Here is a 19,187-nt window from a genome sequence, read left to right as displayed (position 1 = left end):
GGAGGAACGTCGATCTTCCTGCCGGGTTGTCGGGTGCCAACTTGCTACGGACCTTGCCATGCGCGTCAACACCCGGCCGTCTTCGCTGAGCCTGATCTTCCGCTCCTACCTTGCGGACTTGCGGCAATGGCTGGGGCGCCTCGTGACCGGCTACGCGCTGGCATGCGGCGTCATGCTGGTCGGCGCGGTCGCGCTCCTGGTTACGATCGGGATCGGGGTCGCCGCGGCTTTCCACGCCCTTGAAGTGCATTACGGCATCTGGATCGCATATGCCGCGACCGGGGGCGTCTTTCTCCTTCTCGGGATCCTGGGGTTGGTCGTGGGCCGTGTGCTGCTCGCGCGTCCTGCGCCGGCCGTGCCGCGCCCGGGCCGACAGGCCGACATGCTCAAGCGCACGATCGCAGTGCCCGTCGCGGCGCAGCTGATCGCCACCACCCGGACGGGAGCAGGGGGGAGCGTAGATCCCACCACCCGGGCACTGGCCGCCGGGGCTGCAATCATGCTTGTCGGCTGGTTCGCCGCATCGCGCGCCCGGCGTCAGCGCGACGCGATCCAGGACTAGCGATGGCGCCACGCAATTGGACCAACGACCTGATGCTCGCCGGTGCAACGGCTCTGGCGACCCTGGCGATCTCTCGCCAGCTCTCCCGATCGGAGCGGTCGTCCGCTCGGGAGCAGGGCGTCGAACCCGCGCTGGCCGAAACCCGGGATCGTGGACGGCTCGCCGACACGCCGCTTGAGATTCCGGCCGCCGGCTGGAAGGACATTCTGCTGCGCACCTATCAGCAGATCGACGAGGACCGCCTGCTGGCCACCGCGGCCGGCGTCGTGTTCTACGGCTTGCTGGCGATCTTCCCGGCCATCACCGCGCTGGTCTCGAGCTACGGCCTGTTCGCCGATCCGTCCACGATCTCATCGAACCTGCAGAGCCTGGCGCTGATGCTGCCGGAAGGCTCGTTTGCGATCGTCCAGGACCAGATCGCCCGCGTGCTCGCGAAGGGAACCTCGACGCTTGGCCTGACCTTTGCCGCCGGCCTGCTGATCGCGATCTGGAGCGCCAATGCCGGCATGAAGGCGATCTTCGATGCGCTCAACGTCGTCTATGACGAGAAGGAAAAGCGCGGCTTCGTCAAACTCAACCTGATGTCCCTCGCGTTCACGATCGCCGGGCTGATTTCCATCATGCTGATGGTCGGAGCGGTGGTCGTCGTCCCGCTGCTGCTGCAGCAGGTTGGACTGGGCACGACGGCCGAGCTCGTCATCCGGCTCGGACGGTGGCCGATCCTGGTGCTCCTGCTCCTCACCGCGCTTGCGGTGCTTTACCGCTTTGGCCCGAGCCGAACCAGGCCGCGCTGGCAGTGGCTCAGCGTCGGCGCCGTTGCGGCAGCCGTGCTGTGGCTGGCCGGTTCGGTGCTGCTCTCCTGGTATCTGGCGAACTTCGGCGATTACAACGCGACCTACGGCTCGCTGGGGGCGGCCATCGGTCTGATGACGTGGATGTGGATGTCCGCCATCATCGTGCTGTGCGGGGCAGAGCTGAATTCAGAGATCGAGCATCAGACGATGCTCGATTCGACCGAGGGCCGCCGCAAGCCGCTCGGAGCGCGTGGCGCAACCATGGCCGACACGGTCGGCAAGGCGTCGTAACCGGCGCCGACCCCCGCAGCAACGCATCCAGCAATGAGCATAGGAACCAATGGCATGACCCGGGCTTATGCCAAAATGGTTCAGATCAACGTGCTGGAAAAACCGATCGAGCGGATCAAGGAGACCTGCGAGCTGATGGGCATCGCGGACAGGTTCGACCGCGCGCTTCCCGAGCTCGAGAACTTCCTCGAAGCCGAGATCGCACAGGGCGAGGTCCGCGAGTCGAAGCTGACCTTTGACGGGCTCTGCTACCTGCGCCAACTGCTGGCGCAGGCGTGAGGTATCGACATGGCATTCTCGGAGGAAATGAACCGATGCGTTGAGACCTGTCTGTCCTGCTATAGGACCTGTCTCGCCACGGCCATGAACCATTGTCTCGTCACCGGCGGCAAGCACGTCGAGCCGGCACATTTCCGATTGATGATGGCCTGTGCGGAAATGTGCCGGACGGCGGCCCATTTCATGCTGATCAACACCCCGCATCACAAGCATACCTGCCGGGAATGCGCCGAGATCTGCGGTGAATGCGCCGAGGATTGCGATCGCGTCGGCGGCATGGACGAATGCGTGGCGATGTGCCGCGCGTGCGCGGAATCCTGCCGCAAGATGGCGGCCTGACGGCGCGGACTCGCCGTTCGGTCAATCGGAGCTGACGTAGTGGGCGCGCCAGAGCAGCGCCGTGACGATCAGGGCGATGACCCCGGCGGCAATCACGATCCACGGTACATAGTCGGCCATTGGCGCACCTGACGCTCCGCTTCGCGAGCCAGCGCGCGAAGCGGAGCCGTGTAAGTCTAGAGTTGCGCGTGCTGGGTGGTCGGGCGCGAGATCTGGCTGAGCGCCATGCCGGTGCCATCGCTGGCCTGGATCAGGGCGATATCGCCGAGAGCGATGATTCCGACCAGGCGCTTGTCCCGGGTCAGCACCGGCAGGCGCCGAACCTGGATCGCACCCATGTTCTGCGCGATGTCCTCGAGCTCCTGATCCTCGAAACAATACTTCACCTCGGCCGTCATGACGTCGCCGACCCGCGAGTCGGGGCCGCGACCCATTCCGATGCCGCGAAGCGCGATGTCGCGGTCCGTGATCATACCGACCAGGCGCTCGCCATCGGCAACCGGCAGCAGGCCGACACCGAGCGCTGCCATCGCTTCTGCGGCATCGCGCAGCGTATCGTCGGGGGTGCACAGCTGGACGTCCGGTGTCATCGCGTCGCAAACCTTCATGATAGCCTCTCCATATGGCTGGTTGCGTCAACGGCCTAACGATGCGGCCCGGAACGGCGTTCCTAACTTGGTCGCCGCGGCCAGGACGCAGGCGACCGCGGGAACGAAGCGCCAGCGCCGGCAGGCCGGGATGCTACCTTGCCGCTCTCGGTGGTCACCTCGAAGGCCCTGACGATGGATCGGGCGGTGGATCAGCCCTCGCTTTAAGGCTTGGTGATCCCGTTGCGCTCGGCAAGGTCGGCTTCCCAGCCGAACACCGAGCGGCCGTCGAGCGCAGGAGAACGGGCCCGCTCGTTCGCGACAAACGCCTCGAAGGAGGGGCCGGTGGCGGTTCGTTCCAGCCTGCGGGCCTGATCGTCGAGCCGCTTCAAGGCCTGCATCTCCTCGTCGCGGCCGAGACTTGCCTGCTGCACAGCCGATTTCAGCACGCGGATGGTCTCGTCATAGACCTTGATCGGCACCGGGAAGGGGTGACGGTCCTTGCCGCCATGGGCGAGCGAGAAGCGTGCCGGATCGCGGAAGCGGTAGGGCGTCCCGTGAACGACCTCGGCGACCATCGCGAGCGACTGCACCGTGCGGGCGCCGACGCCGGGCGTCAGCAGCAGCTCGGGAAAATCCAGCGGGCCGCGATCGGCAGCCGCGGCCAAGGTGCCGTGCAGGCGGCGGACGAACACGTCGCTCGAGCGCACGTCGTGATGCGCGGGCATGATCAGGTGCAGGAGGTCCGGCTGCGCGGTCGCGCTCTGCGTCAGCTCGGCATATTCGCGCGTGATGCCGTCCGGCCCAAGCGCGGCGAGCAGATCGAGCTGCGCCTGGCGTGAGCTTTCGGCGCGGTGATCGGTGAGATTGACGATCTCGCCCTGCGTCGGGCCGTCGATCGCGCTGTGCGGCTCGTCGACGAAGCTGCGCAGACCGTCGGAGTGCCAGTGATAGCGGCGGGCCTGCCGCTTGTCGCCGTTCATGCCTTGCTGGACGACGGTCCATTTGCCGTCGTCGGTGACGAAGAAGCCATGCAGGTAGAGCTCGAATCCGTCCTGCACCGCGGCGCTGTCGACCTTGGCCACCAGCCGGCTCGCGCGGGTCAGGGCGGCACCGTCGAATCCGACGCGGTCGCCAAGGGCGGACAGTTCATCGGGCGTGCGGCGCGAATGCTTGCCGCGGCCACCGCAGACGTGGATTCCGAGCTCGCCTTGCAGCGGCGCCAGACCTCGCTTCAGCGCACCGATGACGCTGGTGGTGATGCCGGACGAGTGCCAGTCCATGCCCATCACGGCGCCGAACGACTGGAACCAGAATGGATGCGACAGTCGCTGCAAAAAGGCATCGCGGCCGTGATGGTGGACGATGGCCTGGGCGATGATGCCGCCCAGCGTCGCCATGCGCGCCGCCAGCCATGGCGGCACGCGGCCGCCATGGAGCGGAAGATCGGCGCTGCCGGTGCGTCGGGCCATCGGGCTCCCGGATGCTGAATCGGCGTCCAATCTACCAGCAAATGCGAGCGTGTGTACAAAGCGGACGTCGCTTCATCGCGCGTCTCGTCAGGCGGCTTCGGCGTTGATGCCGCTGACGGCGAGCTTGGTGAGCGCTTCATCCGTCTTCTTTTCCTCAGCCAGGGTCTGGTCGATGAGCTTGACCGCATCCTTCATGCTGAGGCGGTTGGCCCACGCCTTCAACGTGCCGTAGCGGGCGATCTCGTAATGCTCGACCGCCTGGGCTGCCGAGAGCAGGCCCGCGTCGAGCGCCGGCGTGTCGGCATACTCCTCCATGATCTCCTTGCCCTCGTCGATGATCCCCTCGATGGCGTCGCACTTCTTGCCGCGCGCCGGCTTGCCCATCAGGTCGAAGATCAGCTCGAGCCGCTCGATTTGTCCTTCGGTCTCGTCATGATGCTTCTCGAAGGCCGCGCGCAGGTCGTCGGACTCGGCGGCCTTGGCCATCCGCGGCAACGCCTTCAGGATCTGCTTTTCCGCGTAGTAAATGTCCTTGAGGGTATCGAGGAAGAGGGCGCTGAGATCCTTGTCCGGCATTGGTCGCTCCGTGTGTTGGGTGAATAGTCCGGAGTGCCAACACGAGTGCGAAAAGCAAGTTCCTATCCTTGATCGATGCGCGGCAAAGCGCCTTCTCGGCTGTCACGCATTCAAGCGCGCTACGATGGAGCTTGGTCGGATTGCGCAGTTTGGATTGCGAAGTCTTGCCGCAACGTGGCTTCGGAACGAAGCCTCGGCCGGCCCGTTGGTCGGTCTCATCGTTCAAGGAGAACCGCAATGGATTGGAATCGTGTCGAAGGCAACTGGAAGCAGGTCAAGGGTAAGGTCAAGGAGCAGTGGGGCAAGCTCACCGATGACGATCTCGATGTGATCGCCGGCAAGCAGGATCAACTCGAGGGCCGTCTTCAGCAGCGCTACGGCTACGCCAAGGATCAAGCCGCCAAGGAAGTGAACGACTGGTATGGCCGCCAGAAATGGTGAACCGGACCACGTCAGGGGCCCCGCTTCGGCGGGGCCTTTTGCGGCCTGGGCGGCTGACCCTGCGTGTGACGGCATGCGGTCGGCGCGCGCAGGAGTGAGCGATGGGACAGCTTCTCAGCCCGCCGGGTCCGCGCGCGGCGCACCTTTGCATCGACATGCAGCGACTGTTCGAGCCGGGGGCGCCCTGGGCGACGCCCTGGATGAACCGCGTGCTGCCATGCATCGTCGAGCTGGCGCAGCATGCGCCTGAACGTACCGTATTCACCCGCTTTATCCCGCCGCGCTCGAAGCACGACGCGCGAGGGATTTGGCGGGCCTATTACGAGAAATGGGAATGCGTGACCCGTGAGCGGCTCGATCCGGAGTTGATCGAGCTCGTGCCGGCGCTCGCCGCCTGTGTGCCGCCAGCCGCCATCGTCGACCGGCCGATCTACAACGCGTTCGGCAACGGGCGCCTGCAAGCTCATCTGGACGCGCATGGGATCGATACGACCATCGTGTCGGGCGGCGAGACCGACGTGTGCGTGCTCGCCACCGTGCTGGCCGCGATCGATATCGGCTATCGGGTGATCGTGGCCGAGGACGCGCTGTGCAGCTCTTCCGATCAAAGTCATGACGCGCTGCTGCAGCTTTATGCCGAACGCTTCAGCATCCAGATCGAGGTGGCATCCACGGCCGATATCCTCCGGATGTGGACCCTCGACGACTGAAGCGACAACGCGCCGATGCGAGGTACTGCTCGGAGCAGGGGTGGCAATATCTGCTTCCTGGTGCCGAGCTGACGCTGGCGATGCGTAGCTGCGAGGCAGCCGGTCAGGGGTACCGCGGTCGGCAATTGCGCGCTTGGACGCAGCACGATCGCGGCTTGGTCCAGCTGCGACCCGCTGATGCCTCCGCGGACGGCCGACGCAATCATGGTGATGCCGAGCAAACCAAGCGCGCGCGCCAATCTTGCGAGCCCGGAGCGTGCCTGGCTGATACGGCTCATCGCTCGACGGCTGGAAGGTAGGACTTGGGCCGTCAATCTGCGAGACGGTAACAAGGTTCCTGATTCTGGGCCTTGCGGCGAAGGTGAGCGGAGCAATGGGATAGCTGCCGGTGATCGTAGCCACGCCCATATCCATAATTCGCATAAGGTATATTATGGAATATTTATATCTACAATTAGATCAGATATTTAGTGGGAAATCTTCGCACTGGTCCGCAAGTTGGCGTGTGTGCTGATGTACCCAAGCCGGTCGTCCGGCCCGTGCCGATGCCGCAGCGATCTACGCGCGCGCATCTCGTCTGAAAGCCGATATTGCCGCCGCGTACGGACGCTGCAATAAGCCCCAGCTGTGCAGAGATCGCTGGTGACCCCGCGGCATCAGGTCCGTATAGGATGGCATCTCAGAACAACAACAAGCCTCTTGAGGGAGCAACCAATGAGCTTTTCACGACGCACGCTGCTGAAGGTTTCCGCCGCTTCCGCCGTCCTTGGCGGGATTGGCGCGCCCTATGTCGCGCGCGCCCAGTCGGCCGAGTTCTCTTACAAGTTCGCCAACAACCTGCCGGAGTCGCATCCGTTCGTGGCGCGCGCCCGGGAGATGGCCGCGGCGATCAAGACCGAGACCAACGGCCGCTTTGACCTGCAGGTGTTTCCGAACAGCCAGCTCGGTTCCGATACCGACATGCTGAGCCAGGTGCGCTCCGGCGGCGTCGAATTCTTCACGCTGTCCGGCCTGATCCTCGCGACCCTGGTGCCGGCCGCCTCGATCAACGGCATCGGCTTCGCATTCCCGGACTATCCCACGGTCTGGAAGGCCATGGACGGCGAGCTCGGCGCCTATGTGCGCGGCGAGATCAACAAGGCCGGCCTCGAGGTCATGGAAAAGATCTGGGACAACGGCTTCCGCCAGACCACGTCGTCGACCAAGCCGATCACCGGTCCCGACGATCTCAAGGGCTTCAAGATCCGCGTGCCGGTGTCGCCGCTGTGGACCTCGATGTTCAAGGCGTTCGATGCGTCGCCCGCCTCGATCAATTTCAGCGAGGTCTATTCGGCGCTGCAGACCAAGATCGTCGAGGGCCAGGAAAACCCGCTGGCGCTGATCTCGGCGGCGAAGCTTTACGAGGTGCAGAAATACTGCTCGATGACCAACCACATGTGGGACGGCTTCTGGTTCCTGATGAACCGCAGAGCCTGGGCGGCGCTGCCGGACGATATCAAGACCATCGTCGCCAAGAACGTCAACGCGGCGGCCGTCAAGGAGCGTGAGGATACCGAGAAGCTGAATGCCACCGTGAAGCAGGAGCTCACGGGCAAGGGGCTCGTGTTCAACCAGCCCGAGGTCGGGCCGTTCCGTGATAAGCTCCGCACCGCCGGCTTCTACGCCGAGTGGAAGGGCAAGTACGGCGAAAAGGCCTGGGATCTGCTCGAGAAGTCCGTCGGCAAACTGTCCTGATCGATCAAGCAGGAGGCTTGCCATGGCTCATGTCGAGATGACGCCGGCCGTGGCCGGCGAGGCGGCGTCGCAGCCCCCTCGCCGCCGCTCCGTTCTCGGTTCCATCGACGCGGCGCTCGGGATGCTGGTCGAAATCCCCGCGGCGATCCTTGTCGTCGCCGAGGTCGTGATCCTGTTCGCCGGCGTGGTGTCGCGCTACGTGCTCCATGCGCCGCTGATCTGGTCCGACGAACTGGCGTCGATCCTGTTCCTGTGGCTCGCGATGCTGGGCTCGGCGGTGGCGTTCCGCCGCGGCGAGCATATGCGGATGACGGCGCTGGTCGCAAGCGCGGGACCACGGCTCTGGGCCTATCTCGACGTCGTCGCGACCTGCGCCGCGCTGGCGTTCCTGATCCTGATCGTGCGGCCGGCCTATGAATACGCCTACGAGGAAAGCTTCATCACGACGCCGGCGCTGCAGATATCCAACACCTGGCGCGCGGCGGCGCTGCCGGTCGGCACCTGCCTGATGGCGCTGTTCGCGCTGCTGCGGCTGGCCCGGGTCGGCGATTTCAGGACTTTCCTGCTGGCCGCGCTGACCGTGGCCGCGCTGATCGGCGCGTTCTGGCTGGCGCAGCCGATGCTGCGGCCGCTCGGCAATCTCAATCTGATCATCTTCTTCGTCGGCGTGGTCGGCTTCTGCGTGTTCGCCGGCGTGCCGATCGGCTTTGCCTTCGGCATGGCGATCTTCGGTTATCTGGCGCTGACCACCCGAACGCCGCTGATGGTGCTGGTCGGCCGGATGGACGAGGGCATGAGCCATCTGATCCTGCTGTCGGTGCCGCTGTTCGTCTTCCTCGGTCTTCTGATCGAGATGACCGGCATGGCGCGCGCCATGGTGGCGTTCCTGGCGAGCCTGCTCGGCCATGTCCGCGGCGGCCTGCATTACGTGCTGGTCGGCGCCATGTATCTGGTTTCCGGCATCTCCGGATCGAAGGCCGCCGACATGGCCGCCGTCGCGCCCGTGCTATTCCCGGAAATGAAGCAGCGCGGCGCCAAGCCGGGCGATCTCGTCGCCCTGCTCGCCGCCACCGGCGCGCAGACCGAGACCATTCCGCCGAGCCTCGTGCTGATCACGATCGGCTCGGTGACCGGCGTCTCGATCTCGGCGCTGTTCACCGGCGGCCTGCTGCCGGGCGTGGTGCTGGCGATCACGCTATCGGGGCTGGTGTGGTGGCGCTACCGCGGCGAAGACCGCAGCCACGTCCAGCGCGCCACCGGCAGCGAGATCGGCAAGGCGTTCGTGTTCGCCCTGCCCGCGTTGGCCCTGCCCTTCGTGATCCGCTACGCCGTGGTCGAAGGCATCGCCACCGCCACCGAAGTGTCGACCATCGGCATCGTCTACGCCTTCGTCATCGGCCTCTTGATCTACCGCAAGTTCAACTGGCGGCGGCTGTTACCGATGCTGATCGACACGGCGTGCCTGTCGGGGGCGATCCTGTTCATCATCGGCACCGCGACCGGCATGGCCTGGGGCCTGACCCAGTCCGGCTTCTCGCGGGCGCTGGCGGCGGCGATGACCGGGCTGCCCGGCGGGTCGGCGACCTTCATCGCGGTCTCGATCCTGGCCTTCGTGATCCTCGGCAGCGTGCTCGAGGGCATCCCGGCGATCGTGCTGTTCGGGCCGCTGCTGTTTCCGATCGCGCACCAGGTCGGCGTCCACGAGGTGCACTACGCCATGATCATCATCCTGGCGATGGGCATCGGGCTGTTCGCGCCACCGTTCGGAGTCGGCTATTATGCCGCCTGCGCCATCGGGCGCGTCGATCCGGCCGAGGGTATCCGGCCGATCTGGGGGTACATGCTGGCGCTGTTGATCGGCCTGATCATCGTCGCCATCTTCCCCTGGATATCGATCGGTTTCCTGTAAAGCACCTTGCGGATGGGATAGAGCCATGAGTGCAGCTCAAAACCAGTACTCGATCGGGTTGGACAAGACGCCGGCCAACTACGTGCCGCTCTCGCCGTTGAGCTTCCTGGCGCGCTCGGCCGCCGTCTATCCCGACCATATCAGCGCGGTCTATGAGGGCCGCAGCTTCACCTGGAAACAGACCTACGAACGCTGCAGGCGCTTTGCGTCCTATCTCGCGGGCCGTGGCATCGGCCATGGCGACACGGTCGCGGCGATGCTGCCTAACATCCCGGCGATGAACGAATTGCACTTCGCGGTGCCGATGACCGGCGCGGTGCTCAATGCGCTCAACATCCGCCTCGATGCGGCGTCGATTGCGTTCCAGCTCGATCATGGCGGCGCGAAGATCATCCTGGTCGATCCCGAATTCTCCGGCGTGATCGCGGAAGCCCTGACCCTGATGACGGGCGCAAAGCCGTTCGTGATCGACGTCGATGACGCGGCCTTCAGCGGCGGCAAGCGGATCGGCGAGATCGAGTATGAGGCGGCGGTCGCGGCAGGCGATCCCGGCTTCGTGGAACGGCGGCCGGCCGATGAATGGGACGCGATCGCGCTGAGCTATACGTCGGGCACGACGGGCAATCCCAAGGGCGTCGTGACCCATCACCGCGGCGCCTATCTCAACGCCGTCAGCAACATCCTCGCCGGCAATCTCGGCCAGCATCCGGTGTATCTCTGGACGCTGCCGATGTTTCATTGCAACGGCTGGTGCTTCCCCTGGACCATCGCGGCGTCCGCCGGCGTCAATGTCTGCCTGCGCAAGGTCGATCCGGCCAAGATCTTCGAACTGATCCCGAGGCACGGCGTCACCCACATGTGCGGTGCGCCGATCGTCTACAACACGCTGATCAACGCGCCCGATGCGCCGAAGGGCGGCAAGGCAAAGCCCGTCGTCGGCCTGATCGCCGGCGCGGCGCCGCCGGTTGCGGTGCTCGAGGGCGGCGAGCGCATCGGCATCAAGCTGACCCATGTCTACGGGCTGACCGAGGTCTATGGTCCCGCCTCGGTCTGCGCCGAGCAGCCGGGCTGGGACGAACTGTCGGCTGATGCGCGCGCGCAGCTGAAGCGGCGCCAGGGCGTGTCCTATCCGCTGCAGGAAGGCGTCACGGTGCTCGATCCCGAGACCATGCGCGAGGTGCCGCGCGACGGCGAGACCATCGGCGAGGTCATGTTCCGCGGCAACATCGTGATGAAGGGCTATCTGAAGAACGCGACGGCGACGCAGGAGGCCTTTGCCGGCGGCTGGTTTCACACCGGCGATCTCGGCGTGCTCGACGAGCACGGCTACGTCATCATCAAGGACCGCTCCAAGGACATCATCATCTCCGGCGGCGAGAACGTCTCTTCCGTCGAGGTCGAGGACATCCTCTACAAGCACCCGGCCGTGCTGTTTGCGGCCGTCGTGGCAAAGCCCGACCCGAAATGGGGTGAAGTGCCCTGCGCCTTCATCGAACTGAAGGACGGCGCCAAGGCGACCGAGGCCGAGATCATCGCCTATTGCCGCGAGCACATGTCGGGGTTCAAGACGCCGAAAGCCGTGGTGTTCGGCGTGATCCCGAAGACCTCGACCGGCAAGATCCAGAAATTCCTGCTGCGCAACCAGGTCGGATCGGCCAAGGCGATCTCGGCCTGAGCCGTCAGCCTGCCCGGTCGAGTGTCAGCCGCATGCCGTCATAGGCCGGGATGACGCCGGCCGGCAGGCTCTGCCGCAGCACCTCGTAGTCGAGATCGGAATGCATGTTGGTGATGACCGCGCGCTTCGGCTTGAAGCGCTCGATCCACGACAGCGCGTCCGCAACGCTGAAATGGCTGGGATGCTGCGCATAGCGCAAACCATCGACGATCCAGAGATCGAGACCTTCGAGCGCCGGCCAACTCTCCTGGGGGATGTCGTGCAGATCGGGCGTATAGGCGGCGCCGCCAACGCGGTAGCCGAGCGCCGGGATCTTGCCATGCTGCACCAGGAAGGCCCCAAGCTTCAGCGGGCCGCCCTTCCCCTGGACCGTATGGCTCTCGCCGGCCTCGATCGAATGCCGCGTCAGGATCGGCGGATAGTCGCTGCCTTCCGGCGCGATGAAGCAATAGGAGAACCGCGCCATCATGTCCTTGGCGGTCGACTGGTTGAAGTAGACCGGGATGCGGCGGCGCTGATGCAGCACGACCGAGCGCAAATCGTCGATGCCGTGGGTCTGGTCGGCATGCTCATGGGTCAGGAATACCGCGTCGATGTGCTCGACATTGCTGTCGATCAGCTGCTCACGCAGATCGGGCGAAGTGTCGATCACGACCCGCGTGGTGCCGTGCTCCATGGTGCGCTCGGCCATGATCGAGCAGCGGCGGCGACGGTTCTTGGGATTGCCGGGATCGCAGGCGCCCCAGCCGAGTGCCGGGCGCGGCACGCCGGCGGACGAGCCGCAGCCCAGAATGGTCAGTGTCAGCGTCATGCAGCAACCTTCGGCGCCGGCACCTTGGAGAACAGCCGGAAGAAGTTTTCGGTGGTCTGCCGCGAGATCTCCTCCAGGGAGACGCCGCGCGTTTCCGCGAGCACTTTGGCGACCTCGACGACATAGGACGGCTCGTTGCGCTTGCCGCGGAATTTGCCGGGCGCAAGGTACGGCGCGTCGGTCTCGACCATGATGCGGTCGGCTGGCAGTTCGGCCGCCAGCGCGCGCAGCGCGTCCGACTTCTTGAAGGTCAGGATGCCCGTGAACGAGATCGACAGCCCGAGCGCGATCGCCTTCATCGCGAGCTCGCGGCCGCCGGTGTAGCAGTGCAGGACGGCCTTGAACGGACCCTTCGCGACTTCATCCTCCAGGATGCGACCGCAATCCTCGTCGGCTTCCCGGGTGTGGATGACCAGCGGCAGGCCGGTTTCACGAGCCGCGGCGATGTGCGCGCGAAAGCCACGCTCCTGGGCTTCGCGCGAACCGTGCTCGTAGAAATAGTCGAGCCCCGCCTCGCCGAGCGCCACGACCTTCGGATGCTTGGTCAGCTCGATCAGTTCGCTGGCCGGGATGCCATCCTCTTCATCGGCATGATGCGGATGGGTGCCGACCGAGCAGTAGACGTCGGGGAAGCGCTCGGTGATCGCGAGCAGGCCGCCGAGCCGCCTCACCCGGGTCGAGATCGTGACCATGCGGCCGATGCCGGCCGCCTCGGCGCGCCCGACGATCCCGTCGAGATCGTCGGCAAAGTCGGGAAAATCCAGATGGCAATGACTGTCGACCAGCATGAATTTCGAACCGCTCACTCGGTCTTCGGTTCCACATAGCGCGGGAACACGCCAACAGGCGCCGGCAGGAGGGTCCCCGGCTTGATGCGCTCGGCGACCGCGGCAAAGCCGCGGGCGTCAGCAGCGATACCGAGGCTGTCGAGCATCTTGGCGCAGGACTCCGGCATCACGGCCTGCGCCATGATCGCGATCTGGCGCACGACCTCGGCGGTGACATACAGCACCGTCTTCTGGCGCGCGGGATCAGTCTTCGCCAGCGCCCACGGCGCCTCGCCGGCAAAGTAGCGGTTGGCCTCGGCGACCACGGCCCAGACCGTGTTGAGCCATTGATGTATCTGCTGCGTCGCCATCGCGGTGCGCGAGGTCTCCAGCATGGCGTCGGCCTGCGCCAGGATCGCCTTGTCGTTGTCGCTGAATTCGCCCGGCTCCGGCAGCACGCCGCCGAGTTGCTTGGCGATCATCGACAATGAACGCTGCGCCAGATTGCCGAAATCATTGGCGAGGTCGGCGTTGATACGCGCGACGATGGCCTCGTGATTGTAGTTGCCGTCCTGGCCGAACGGCACTTCGCGCAGGAAGAAGTAGCGCATCTGGTCGACGCCGTACTGCTCGGCGAGATTGAAGGGGTCGACCACGTTGCCGACCGACTTCGACATCTTCTCGCCCCTGTTGAACAGGAAGCCGTGCGCATAGACCCGCTTCTGCACGGGAATGCCTGCCGACATCAGGAAGGCCGGCCAGTACACGGCGTGGAAGCGGATGATGTCCTTGCCGATGATGTGCACGTCGGCCGGCCAGTAGCGCCAATGCCTGTCGTTCTCATCGGGATAGCCGACGCCGGTGATGTAGTTGGTCAGCGCGTCGACCCAGACATACATCACGTGCTCGGGATCCTCCGGGACCTTGACGCCCCAGTCGAACGTCGTGCGCGAGATCGAGAGGTCCTTGAGCCCGCCGCGCACGAAGCTCATCACCTCGTTGCGACGCGAATCCGGGCCGATGAAATCGGGCTGACTCTCATAGAGGTGCAACAGCTTGTCCTGGTAGGCCGACAGCTTGAAGAAATAGCTGTTTTCCTCGACCCACTCGACCGGCGTGCCCTGCGGGCCGCGGCGGACATTGTCCTCGCCGACGACGGTCTCCTCCTCGGCGTAGTAAGCCTCGTCGCGCACCGAATACCAGCCGGCATAGGTGTCGATATAGATGTCGCCATTGTCCTGCATACGGCGCCAGATCGCCTGCACCGACTCGTGATGCGCAGGCTCCGAGGTGCGGATGAAGCGGTCGAACGAGACGTTGAGCCGCTCGTCCATCTCTTTGAACCGCGCGGCATTGCGGGTCGCGAGATCGTAGGGCGTCATTCCCTCGCCGGCCGCGGTCTGGATCATCTTCTGTCCGTGCTCGTCGGTGCCGGTCAGAAAGAACACGTCCTTGCCGTCGAGACGCTGGAAGCGCGCCAATGCGTCGGTCGCGATCGCCTCATAGGCGTGGCCGATATGCGGCTGACCGTTCGGATAAGCGATTGCGGTCGTGATGTAGAACATGTTGCCGCGGTCCGCGGCGGGCACCGGGATGGATGCGGCCGCAGGAGCCGCCGCTGCGGGTTTGGGCTGCTTCGGCGCGCGAGGCTTTGCCGGTCTCGGCGCCTTCTCGGTAACGGGAGCCATCGGCAGAGCGGGCTTCGTTGCGGCCGGTGCGACGGCTGCTTTCTTCGGACGAGCCTTGGTGGCCTTCGCAGCAGTCTTCTTGGCCGTGCTCTTGGCCGTCTTCTTCGCGGCTTTCTTGACGGCCTTTTTCACGACCTTCTTCGCCGCCGATTTCCTGGCGCCCTTGGCTCCCGTTTTGGCCTTGGCGGACTTCTTCGCTTTCTTGGCGACGCGCCCAGCCTTCTTGGCGGCGCGCGATTTCGCCGTGGCCTTGCCGGTCGCGCGAGCGGGCGATGCCTTCTTCGTCTTCTTGGCCTTTTTCGACGATTTCTTCTTAGCGGTCGCCACCACGGAATCCTTTGCAGATCGAAACGAGATTGTCGGGAGTTTAGTCAGACAGATATGTGTTCAGGCAGATGCGTTTTCAGCCGGATTGTTTGCAGATTTGGCGTCTATCGAGTCGCGTCCGCGAGCATCGAAAACACCGAGAAAACCAGCGGCTTGCGCTCCAGATTGTAGGCTTCGGTATCGCGCGCGGCGCGGACGATCTTTTCCCATACCTCCGCCAGCCGTGCAAGGCGCGGCAGATTGGCATTGGCGTCGCCCGTGCGCATGCGCTCGCTCATCCAGCGATCGATGCCGTCGATGAAAGCGGCGAGCGCGACGCGGTCACTGGTGCCGAGCGCTTCGCCCAGCGCATGCAGCTCGCGCGGATCGACACTCGGAAGCGTCGCGAGCAACGCGGCCGTGCGTTGCTGCAGCTTGAGCGCATCGCCGCCGAGCAGCGACAGCGCCCGCCCGACGCTGCCTTCGGATGCTGCGGCGGCTTCCAGTAGCGCCGGATCGTCGGCTTCGATATCGGTTGCGGCCGCGGCCGCGCGCACCACATCGCTCGTCTCCAGCGGCCGCAGCAGCAACTTGCGGCAACGGGACAGGATGGTCGGCAGCACCCGTGACGGTGCGTGGCTGACCAGGAGGAACAGCGATTGCTGCGGCGGCTCCTCGAGGATCTTCAGCAGCGCGTTCGCGGCGTTCGGATTGAGCTCGTCGACGGTGTCGACGATGCAGACGCGCCAGCCGTCGACCGCAGCGGTCGAGCCGAAGAACGAGATGGTCTCGCGCGTCTCGTCGACGGTGATGACGGTCCGCATCACGCCGCGATCGTTGAGGCCGCGCTCCAGCACCAGCAGCCCGCCATGAGCGCCTGCCGCGACCTGCCGCGCCACCGGATCGGACGGATCGACCCGCAGCGTCGGCGCCGCCTGAACCTGGGACGATTTCGGATTGCGAAACGCCAGCACGAACCGCGCCATGCGGTAGGCCAGCGTCGCCTTGCCGACGCCCTGCGCGCCGCCGATCAGCCAGGCGTGCGGAATTCGCCCGCTGCGATAGGCATCGAGCAAGGCGGTCTCCGCCTCGCGATGTCCGAACAAATCCGGCGTTTCACGCGGATGGCGGGCGGCGCTCTCCTGTTCGACCTTGCGCGCGCTCATGCAGGATTGTCCGCCGTGAGCGCTGCGCGCAGATGCTCGCGCAGCGCGGCCCATATCCTGGCCGTGACCGTGTCCGGATCGGCCGTGGCGTCGATCAGCACGCAGCGCTCCGGATCTTCGGCCGCGATCCGGCGGTACGCGTCACGCAAATCCTGATGGAACTTGATACCTTCGGCTTCGAAGCGATCGGCGGTGGCGTTGCCGCGTCGCGCAGCGGCGCGCTGCAATCCGACCTCGACGGGCACATCGAGGATGAAGGTCAGATCGGGCTTGAGATCGCCGATGGTCACGCGCTGCATGGCGTTGACGAGTTCGGGCGACACCTGCCCGAGCTGACCCTGATAGGCCCGCGTGGAGTCGAAGAAGCGGTCGCACAGCACCCAGATGCCCTGATTGAGCGCCGGCAGGATCACGGTGCGAACATGGTCGTCGCGCGCAGCGGCAAACAGCAGCGTCTCGGCCTCCGGCCCCAGCAGCTTGCCCATCCCCGACAGCACGAGGTGACGGATGATCTCCGCCCCTGGCGAGCCGCCCGGCTCGCGGGTCACGATCGCGCGCAGCTTGGCGGCATCGAGCCGTTCGGCAAGCTTGCGGATCTGGGTCGATTTCCCCGACCCCTCGCCGCCCTCAAAGGTGATGAAGCGACCGCGCAAGCTCGGCCGTTGGACTGCTGCTTCCGCCATGTCAGAGCTTCTCGACCCCTGCGCGGAACATGCCGATGACCAGCTCCTGGGCGCCGTCGAGCGCACGGCGCATCGTCGATCCGGTGCCGACGGCGTCCGCCGCGAAAACCGGAGTTTCCATTGCGACATTGGCGCCGCGCCACACCCGCACCACGCCGATCTTCTGGCCGGCGGTGATCGGCGCCTTGACCGGGCCGCTATAGATGACGCGCGCCAGCAGCTTGTCGTTGCCGTTCTTCGACACCATCACCTTGATCGGATCGGGGCTGACGAGCTTGACCGAACGGCTCTCGCCGCCGAACACCCGCGCATAGCCGACCGGCTGATTGGCCGCGATCAGGGTCCGGGTCTCGAAACTGCGGAACCCCCATTCCAGCATCTTCTTGGCTTCGGTCGCGCGGTCCTCGGAATCCTCGAGGCCGTTGACCACGACGATCAGCCGCGTGTCGTTCTGAACGGCCGAGCCGACCATGCCGTAGCCGCCTTCCTTGGTGTAGCCGGTCTTCAGGCCGTCGGCACCGGGCAGAGCGTTCAGCAGCGGGTTGCGGTTCTGCTGGCGGATCTTGTTCCAGGTGAATTCCTTTTCGCCGAACAGCTTGTAGCGGTCCGGGTAAGTCAGGATGATGTGGCGCGCCAGCACCGCGAGTTCCCGTACCGTCATCTTGTTGGTCGGATCGGGCAGTCCGTTGGAATTGCCGAAGGTCGACTTGGTCATGCCGAGCTCGCGGGCGCGCTTGGTCATGAAGTCGGTCGCAAACGTATGCTCGTTGCCGGCGATGCCCTCGGCCAGCGCGATGCAGGCGTCGTTGCCGCTCGGGATGATCGCACCGTGCAGGAGATCGTCGACCGAGACCTTGCTGTTGATCGCCGCGAACATCGTCGAGGTTCCGGACGGCGCCCCGCCCCGCCGCCAGGCGTTCTCGCTGATCCGGTACTCGTCGGTCAGCTTGATGTCGCCCTTCTTGATCGCGTCGAACACCACCTCGGCCGTCATCAGCTTCATCATGCTGGAGGGCGCGCGCAGCTCGTCGGCGTTCTTCTCGAACAGCACGCTACCCGAGGAGGCCTCGACCAGGATCGCGGTCGGCGCATCGCCGTCGAACCCGCCCTCTTCCTTCTTGGCGCCCTGGACGCTGTTGTTGGCGGCATAGACCACCCCACCGCAGCCGATCGCCAGCGCGACCGCGGCCGCGACCAGGCCACGCCAGCAACGCCCGGCGCGAGCGAATGACGTGCGGGAAATTGCGGTCTGGGCTGCCATCGGCGACGATGTCCTGAAAGACTGCGTTCTAACAGCTGGAAGTATCGCAAACAACTGAGGTTTCTGCGCTTGTGCACGGCAAGCCGGATTGCCGCCTGCGTTGAACGTCCGTATCCTTGGAACGAGCTAACGTCAGCAGAACCGGCAAACAAGGCGGAAACGCGAATGTCATCCTCCCGCACCATTTCCGCCAACGGCATCGACATGTTCGTGCGCGAGGCCGGGCAAGGCCCGCTGGTCGTGCTCTGTCATGGCTGGCCGGAACTGTCTTATTCATGGCGGCACCAGATCACGGCGCTGGCTGCGGCAGGCTTTCGGGTCGTCGCGCCGGACATGCGCGGCTTCGGCCGCACCAGCGCGCCGGCCGAGGTCGGTGCCTACACGATCTTCGATACGGTCGGAGACATGGTGGCGTTGGTTGCCGCCCTCGGCGAGACCCGCGCGATGATCGTCGGCCATGACTGGGGCGCGCCGGTGGCCTGGCACGCGGCCTTGTTCCGTCCCGACATCTTCACGAAAGTCGCCGGCCTCAGCGTGCCGCCGCCGTTCCGCGGCCGTGGTCGCCCGCTCGAGACCCTGCGCGACAGCGGCATCACCAATTTCTACTGGCAGTACTTTCAGCCGCCCGGCGTGGCCGAGGCCGAGTTCGAGCGCGACATCGCCCACACCATGCGGCTGGTGCTGGGGCGTGGCGTCTCCGATCCAAGCTCGATGTTCGTCGACGAGGCCAAGGGCTTCCTCGGCAAGCTGCCGGCCGGAATGCCGTTGCCGGCCTGGCTGACCGAGGCCGACATTGCCGAATTCGCCGAAGGCTATAGGCACTCCGGCTTCCGCGGCGGCCTGAATTGGTACCGCAATCTCGACCGCAACTGGGAGCTGACCGCGCCCTGGCAGGACGCACAAATCCATCAGCCGTCGCTGTTCATCGCCGGCTCGAATGATTCGGTGATCACCGGGCTGATCGGCGCCAAGCGGGTCGCGGACATGGAGCGCGTGCTGCCGAACCTCAGGCAGAAGCTGATCATCGAAGGCGCCGGCCACTGGATCCAGCAGGAGCGCCCCGACGAGGTCAACAAGACGCTGATCGCGTTTCTGAAATGATCAGGCCAAGAGCCTGATCTGTAAGCGCATGGCTC

The 19,187-nt window shown here is 65.3% G+C and carries 19 protein-coding genes; 10 read left to right on the top strand and 9 right to left on the bottom strand.

Annotation, left to right across the window (positions count from 1 at the left end):
- Positions 1-58: 58 nt before the first annotated feature.
- From AC1VNY_RS12105 to AC1VNY_RS12090, 4 genes are read left to right on the top strand one after another with little or no spacing between them, the layout of a single operon-like run.
- On the top strand, positions 59-562 hold the full coding sequence (locus tag AC1VNY_RS12105; RefSeq protein WP_028344043.1) for a hypothetical protein: 504 nt from the start codon (positions 59-61) through the stop codon (positions 560-562).
- 2 nt (positions 563-564) lie between these two features.
- Entirely contained in the window at positions 565-1,647 is a 1,083-nt protein-coding gene (locus tag AC1VNY_RS12100) for a YihY/virulence factor BrkB family protein (RefSeq protein WP_482405312.1), read from the top strand.
- A gap of 54 nt (positions 1,648-1,701) precedes the next feature.
- Positions 1,702-1,926: a hypothetical protein gene (locus tag AC1VNY_RS12095; protein WP_304495415.1), complete on the top strand. Its 225-nt coding sequence runs from the start codon at positions 1,702-1,704 to the stop codon at positions 1,924-1,926.
- Positions 1,927-1,935: 9 nt separating this feature from the next.
- On the top strand, positions 1,936-2,265 hold the full coding sequence (locus AC1VNY_RS12090; RefSeq protein ID WP_028344046.1) for a four-helix bundle copper-binding protein: 330 nt from the start codon (positions 1,936-1,938) through the stop codon (positions 2,263-2,265).
- A 176-nt stretch (positions 2,266-2,441) separates the two neighbouring features.
- On the opposite strand, the gene AC1VNY_RS12085 is transcribed toward AC1VNY_RS12090, so the two are convergent.
- The 3 genes from AC1VNY_RS12085 to AC1VNY_RS12075 form a co-directional block, all read right to left on the bottom strand.
- The gene (locus AC1VNY_RS12085) at positions 2,442-2,873 is read right to left on the bottom strand and encodes a CBS domain-containing protein (RefSeq protein WP_482405311.1); all 432 of its coding nucleotides are present in this window, start codon (positions 2,871-2,873) and stop codon (positions 2,442-2,444) included.
- Positions 2,874-3,076: 203 nt separating this feature from the next.
- Positions 3,077-4,324 (bottom strand): DUF763 domain-containing protein, encoded by a 1,248-nt coding sequence (locus AC1VNY_RS12080; protein ID WP_482405310.1) that lies wholly within the window; start codon positions 4,322-4,324, stop codon positions 3,077-3,079.
- Between the two features lie 87 nt (positions 4,325-4,411).
- Positions 4,412-4,900, bottom strand: a complete 489-nt coding sequence (locus tag AC1VNY_RS12075; RefSeq protein WP_482405309.1) for a YciE/YciF ferroxidase family protein — start codon at positions 4,898-4,900, stop codon at positions 4,412-4,414.
- 237 nt (positions 4,901-5,137) lie between these two features.
- On the opposite strand from AC1VNY_RS12075, the gene AC1VNY_RS12070 reads away from it, so the two are divergent.
- The 5 genes from AC1VNY_RS12070 to AC1VNY_RS12050 all read left to right on the top strand — a co-directional run bounded on the left by AC1VNY_RS12070 (position 5,138) and on the right by AC1VNY_RS12050 (position 11,369).
- A complete protein-coding gene (locus tag AC1VNY_RS12070; RefSeq protein WP_016845939.1) occupies positions 5,138-5,341 on the top strand; it encodes a CsbD family protein in 204 nt (67 codons plus the stop codon).
- 101 nt (positions 5,342-5,442) lie between these two features.
- Positions 5,443-6,051 carry a cysteine hydrolase family protein gene (locus AC1VNY_RS12065; protein WP_482405308.1) on the top strand — a complete coding sequence of 203 codons (609 nt, stop codon included), beginning with the start codon at positions 5,443-5,445 and terminating at the stop codon, positions 6,049-6,051.
- A 714-nt stretch (positions 6,052-6,765) separates the two neighbouring features.
- Positions 6,766-7,785 (top strand): TRAP transporter substrate-binding protein, encoded by a 1,020-nt coding sequence (locus AC1VNY_RS12060; RefSeq protein ID WP_028344051.1) that lies wholly within the window; start codon positions 6,766-6,768, stop codon positions 7,783-7,785.
- Between the two features lie 22 nt (positions 7,786-7,807).
- Positions 7,808-9,694 (top strand): TRAP transporter large permease, encoded by a 1,887-nt coding sequence (locus tag AC1VNY_RS12055; RefSeq protein ID WP_253608599.1) that lies wholly within the window; start codon positions 7,808-7,810, stop codon positions 9,692-9,694.
- Between the two features lie 25 nt (positions 9,695-9,719).
- The gene (locus tag AC1VNY_RS12050) at positions 9,720-11,369 is read left to right on the top strand and encodes an acyl-CoA synthetase (protein WP_482405307.1); all 1,650 of its coding nucleotides are present in this window, start codon (positions 9,720-9,722) and stop codon (positions 11,367-11,369) included.
- 4 nt (positions 11,370-11,373) lie between these two features.
- On the opposite strand, the gene AC1VNY_RS12045 is transcribed toward AC1VNY_RS12050, so the two are convergent.
- From AC1VNY_RS12045 to AC1VNY_RS12020, 6 genes are all read right to left on the bottom strand, one after another.
- Positions 11,374-12,180, bottom strand: a complete 807-nt coding sequence (locus tag AC1VNY_RS12045) for an MBL fold metallo-hydrolase (protein WP_304495410.1) — start codon at positions 12,178-12,180, stop codon at positions 11,374-11,376.
- Positions 12,177-12,968 carry a TatD family hydrolase gene (locus AC1VNY_RS12040; RefSeq protein ID WP_018271680.1) on the bottom strand — a complete coding sequence of 264 codons (792 nt, stop codon included), beginning with the start codon at positions 12,966-12,968 and terminating at the stop codon, positions 12,177-12,179. Before AC1VNY_RS12040 ends, AC1VNY_RS12045 begins: the two co-directional genes overlap by 4 nt.
- A gap of 14 nt (positions 12,969-12,982) precedes the next feature.
- Complete coding sequence (gene metG / locus AC1VNY_RS12035) at positions 12,983-14,962, bottom strand: methionine--tRNA ligase (RefSeq protein ID WP_482405306.1); 1,980 nt, start codon at positions 14,960-14,962, stop codon at positions 12,983-12,985.
- Between the two features lie 104 nt (positions 14,963-15,066).
- The gene (locus AC1VNY_RS12030) at positions 15,067-16,107 is read right to left on the bottom strand and encodes a DNA polymerase III subunit delta' (RefSeq protein WP_482405305.1); all 1,041 of its coding nucleotides are present in this window, start codon (positions 16,105-16,107) and stop codon (positions 15,067-15,069) included.
- Positions 16,104-16,790 carry a dTMP kinase gene (gene tmk, locus AC1VNY_RS12025; RefSeq protein WP_038386365.1) on the bottom strand — a complete coding sequence of 229 codons (687 nt, stop codon included), beginning with the start codon at positions 16,788-16,790 and terminating at the stop codon, positions 16,104-16,106. Before tmk ends, AC1VNY_RS12030 begins: the two co-directional genes overlap by 4 nt.
- A gap of 1 nt (position 16,791) precedes the next feature.
- Complete coding sequence (locus AC1VNY_RS12020; RefSeq protein ID WP_482405304.1) at positions 16,792-18,051, bottom strand: D-alanyl-D-alanine carboxypeptidase family protein; 1,260 nt, start codon at positions 18,049-18,051, stop codon at positions 16,792-16,794.
- A 165-nt stretch (positions 18,052-18,216) separates the two neighbouring features.
- Here AC1VNY_RS12020 and AC1VNY_RS12015 point away from each other — a divergent pair, with 165 nt between their 5' ends.
- On the top strand, positions 18,217-19,152 hold the full coding sequence (locus AC1VNY_RS12015) for an alpha/beta fold hydrolase (protein ID WP_482405303.1): 936 nt from the start codon (positions 18,217-18,219) through the stop codon (positions 19,150-19,152).
- Positions 19,153-19,187 lie beyond the last annotated feature (35 nt).

Source organism: Bradyrhizobium ferriligni, assembly GCF_056837965.1.
The sequence above is the reverse complement of the archived record's forward strand: the minus strand, read 5'-3'. Positions and strand labels throughout refer to the sequence as shown.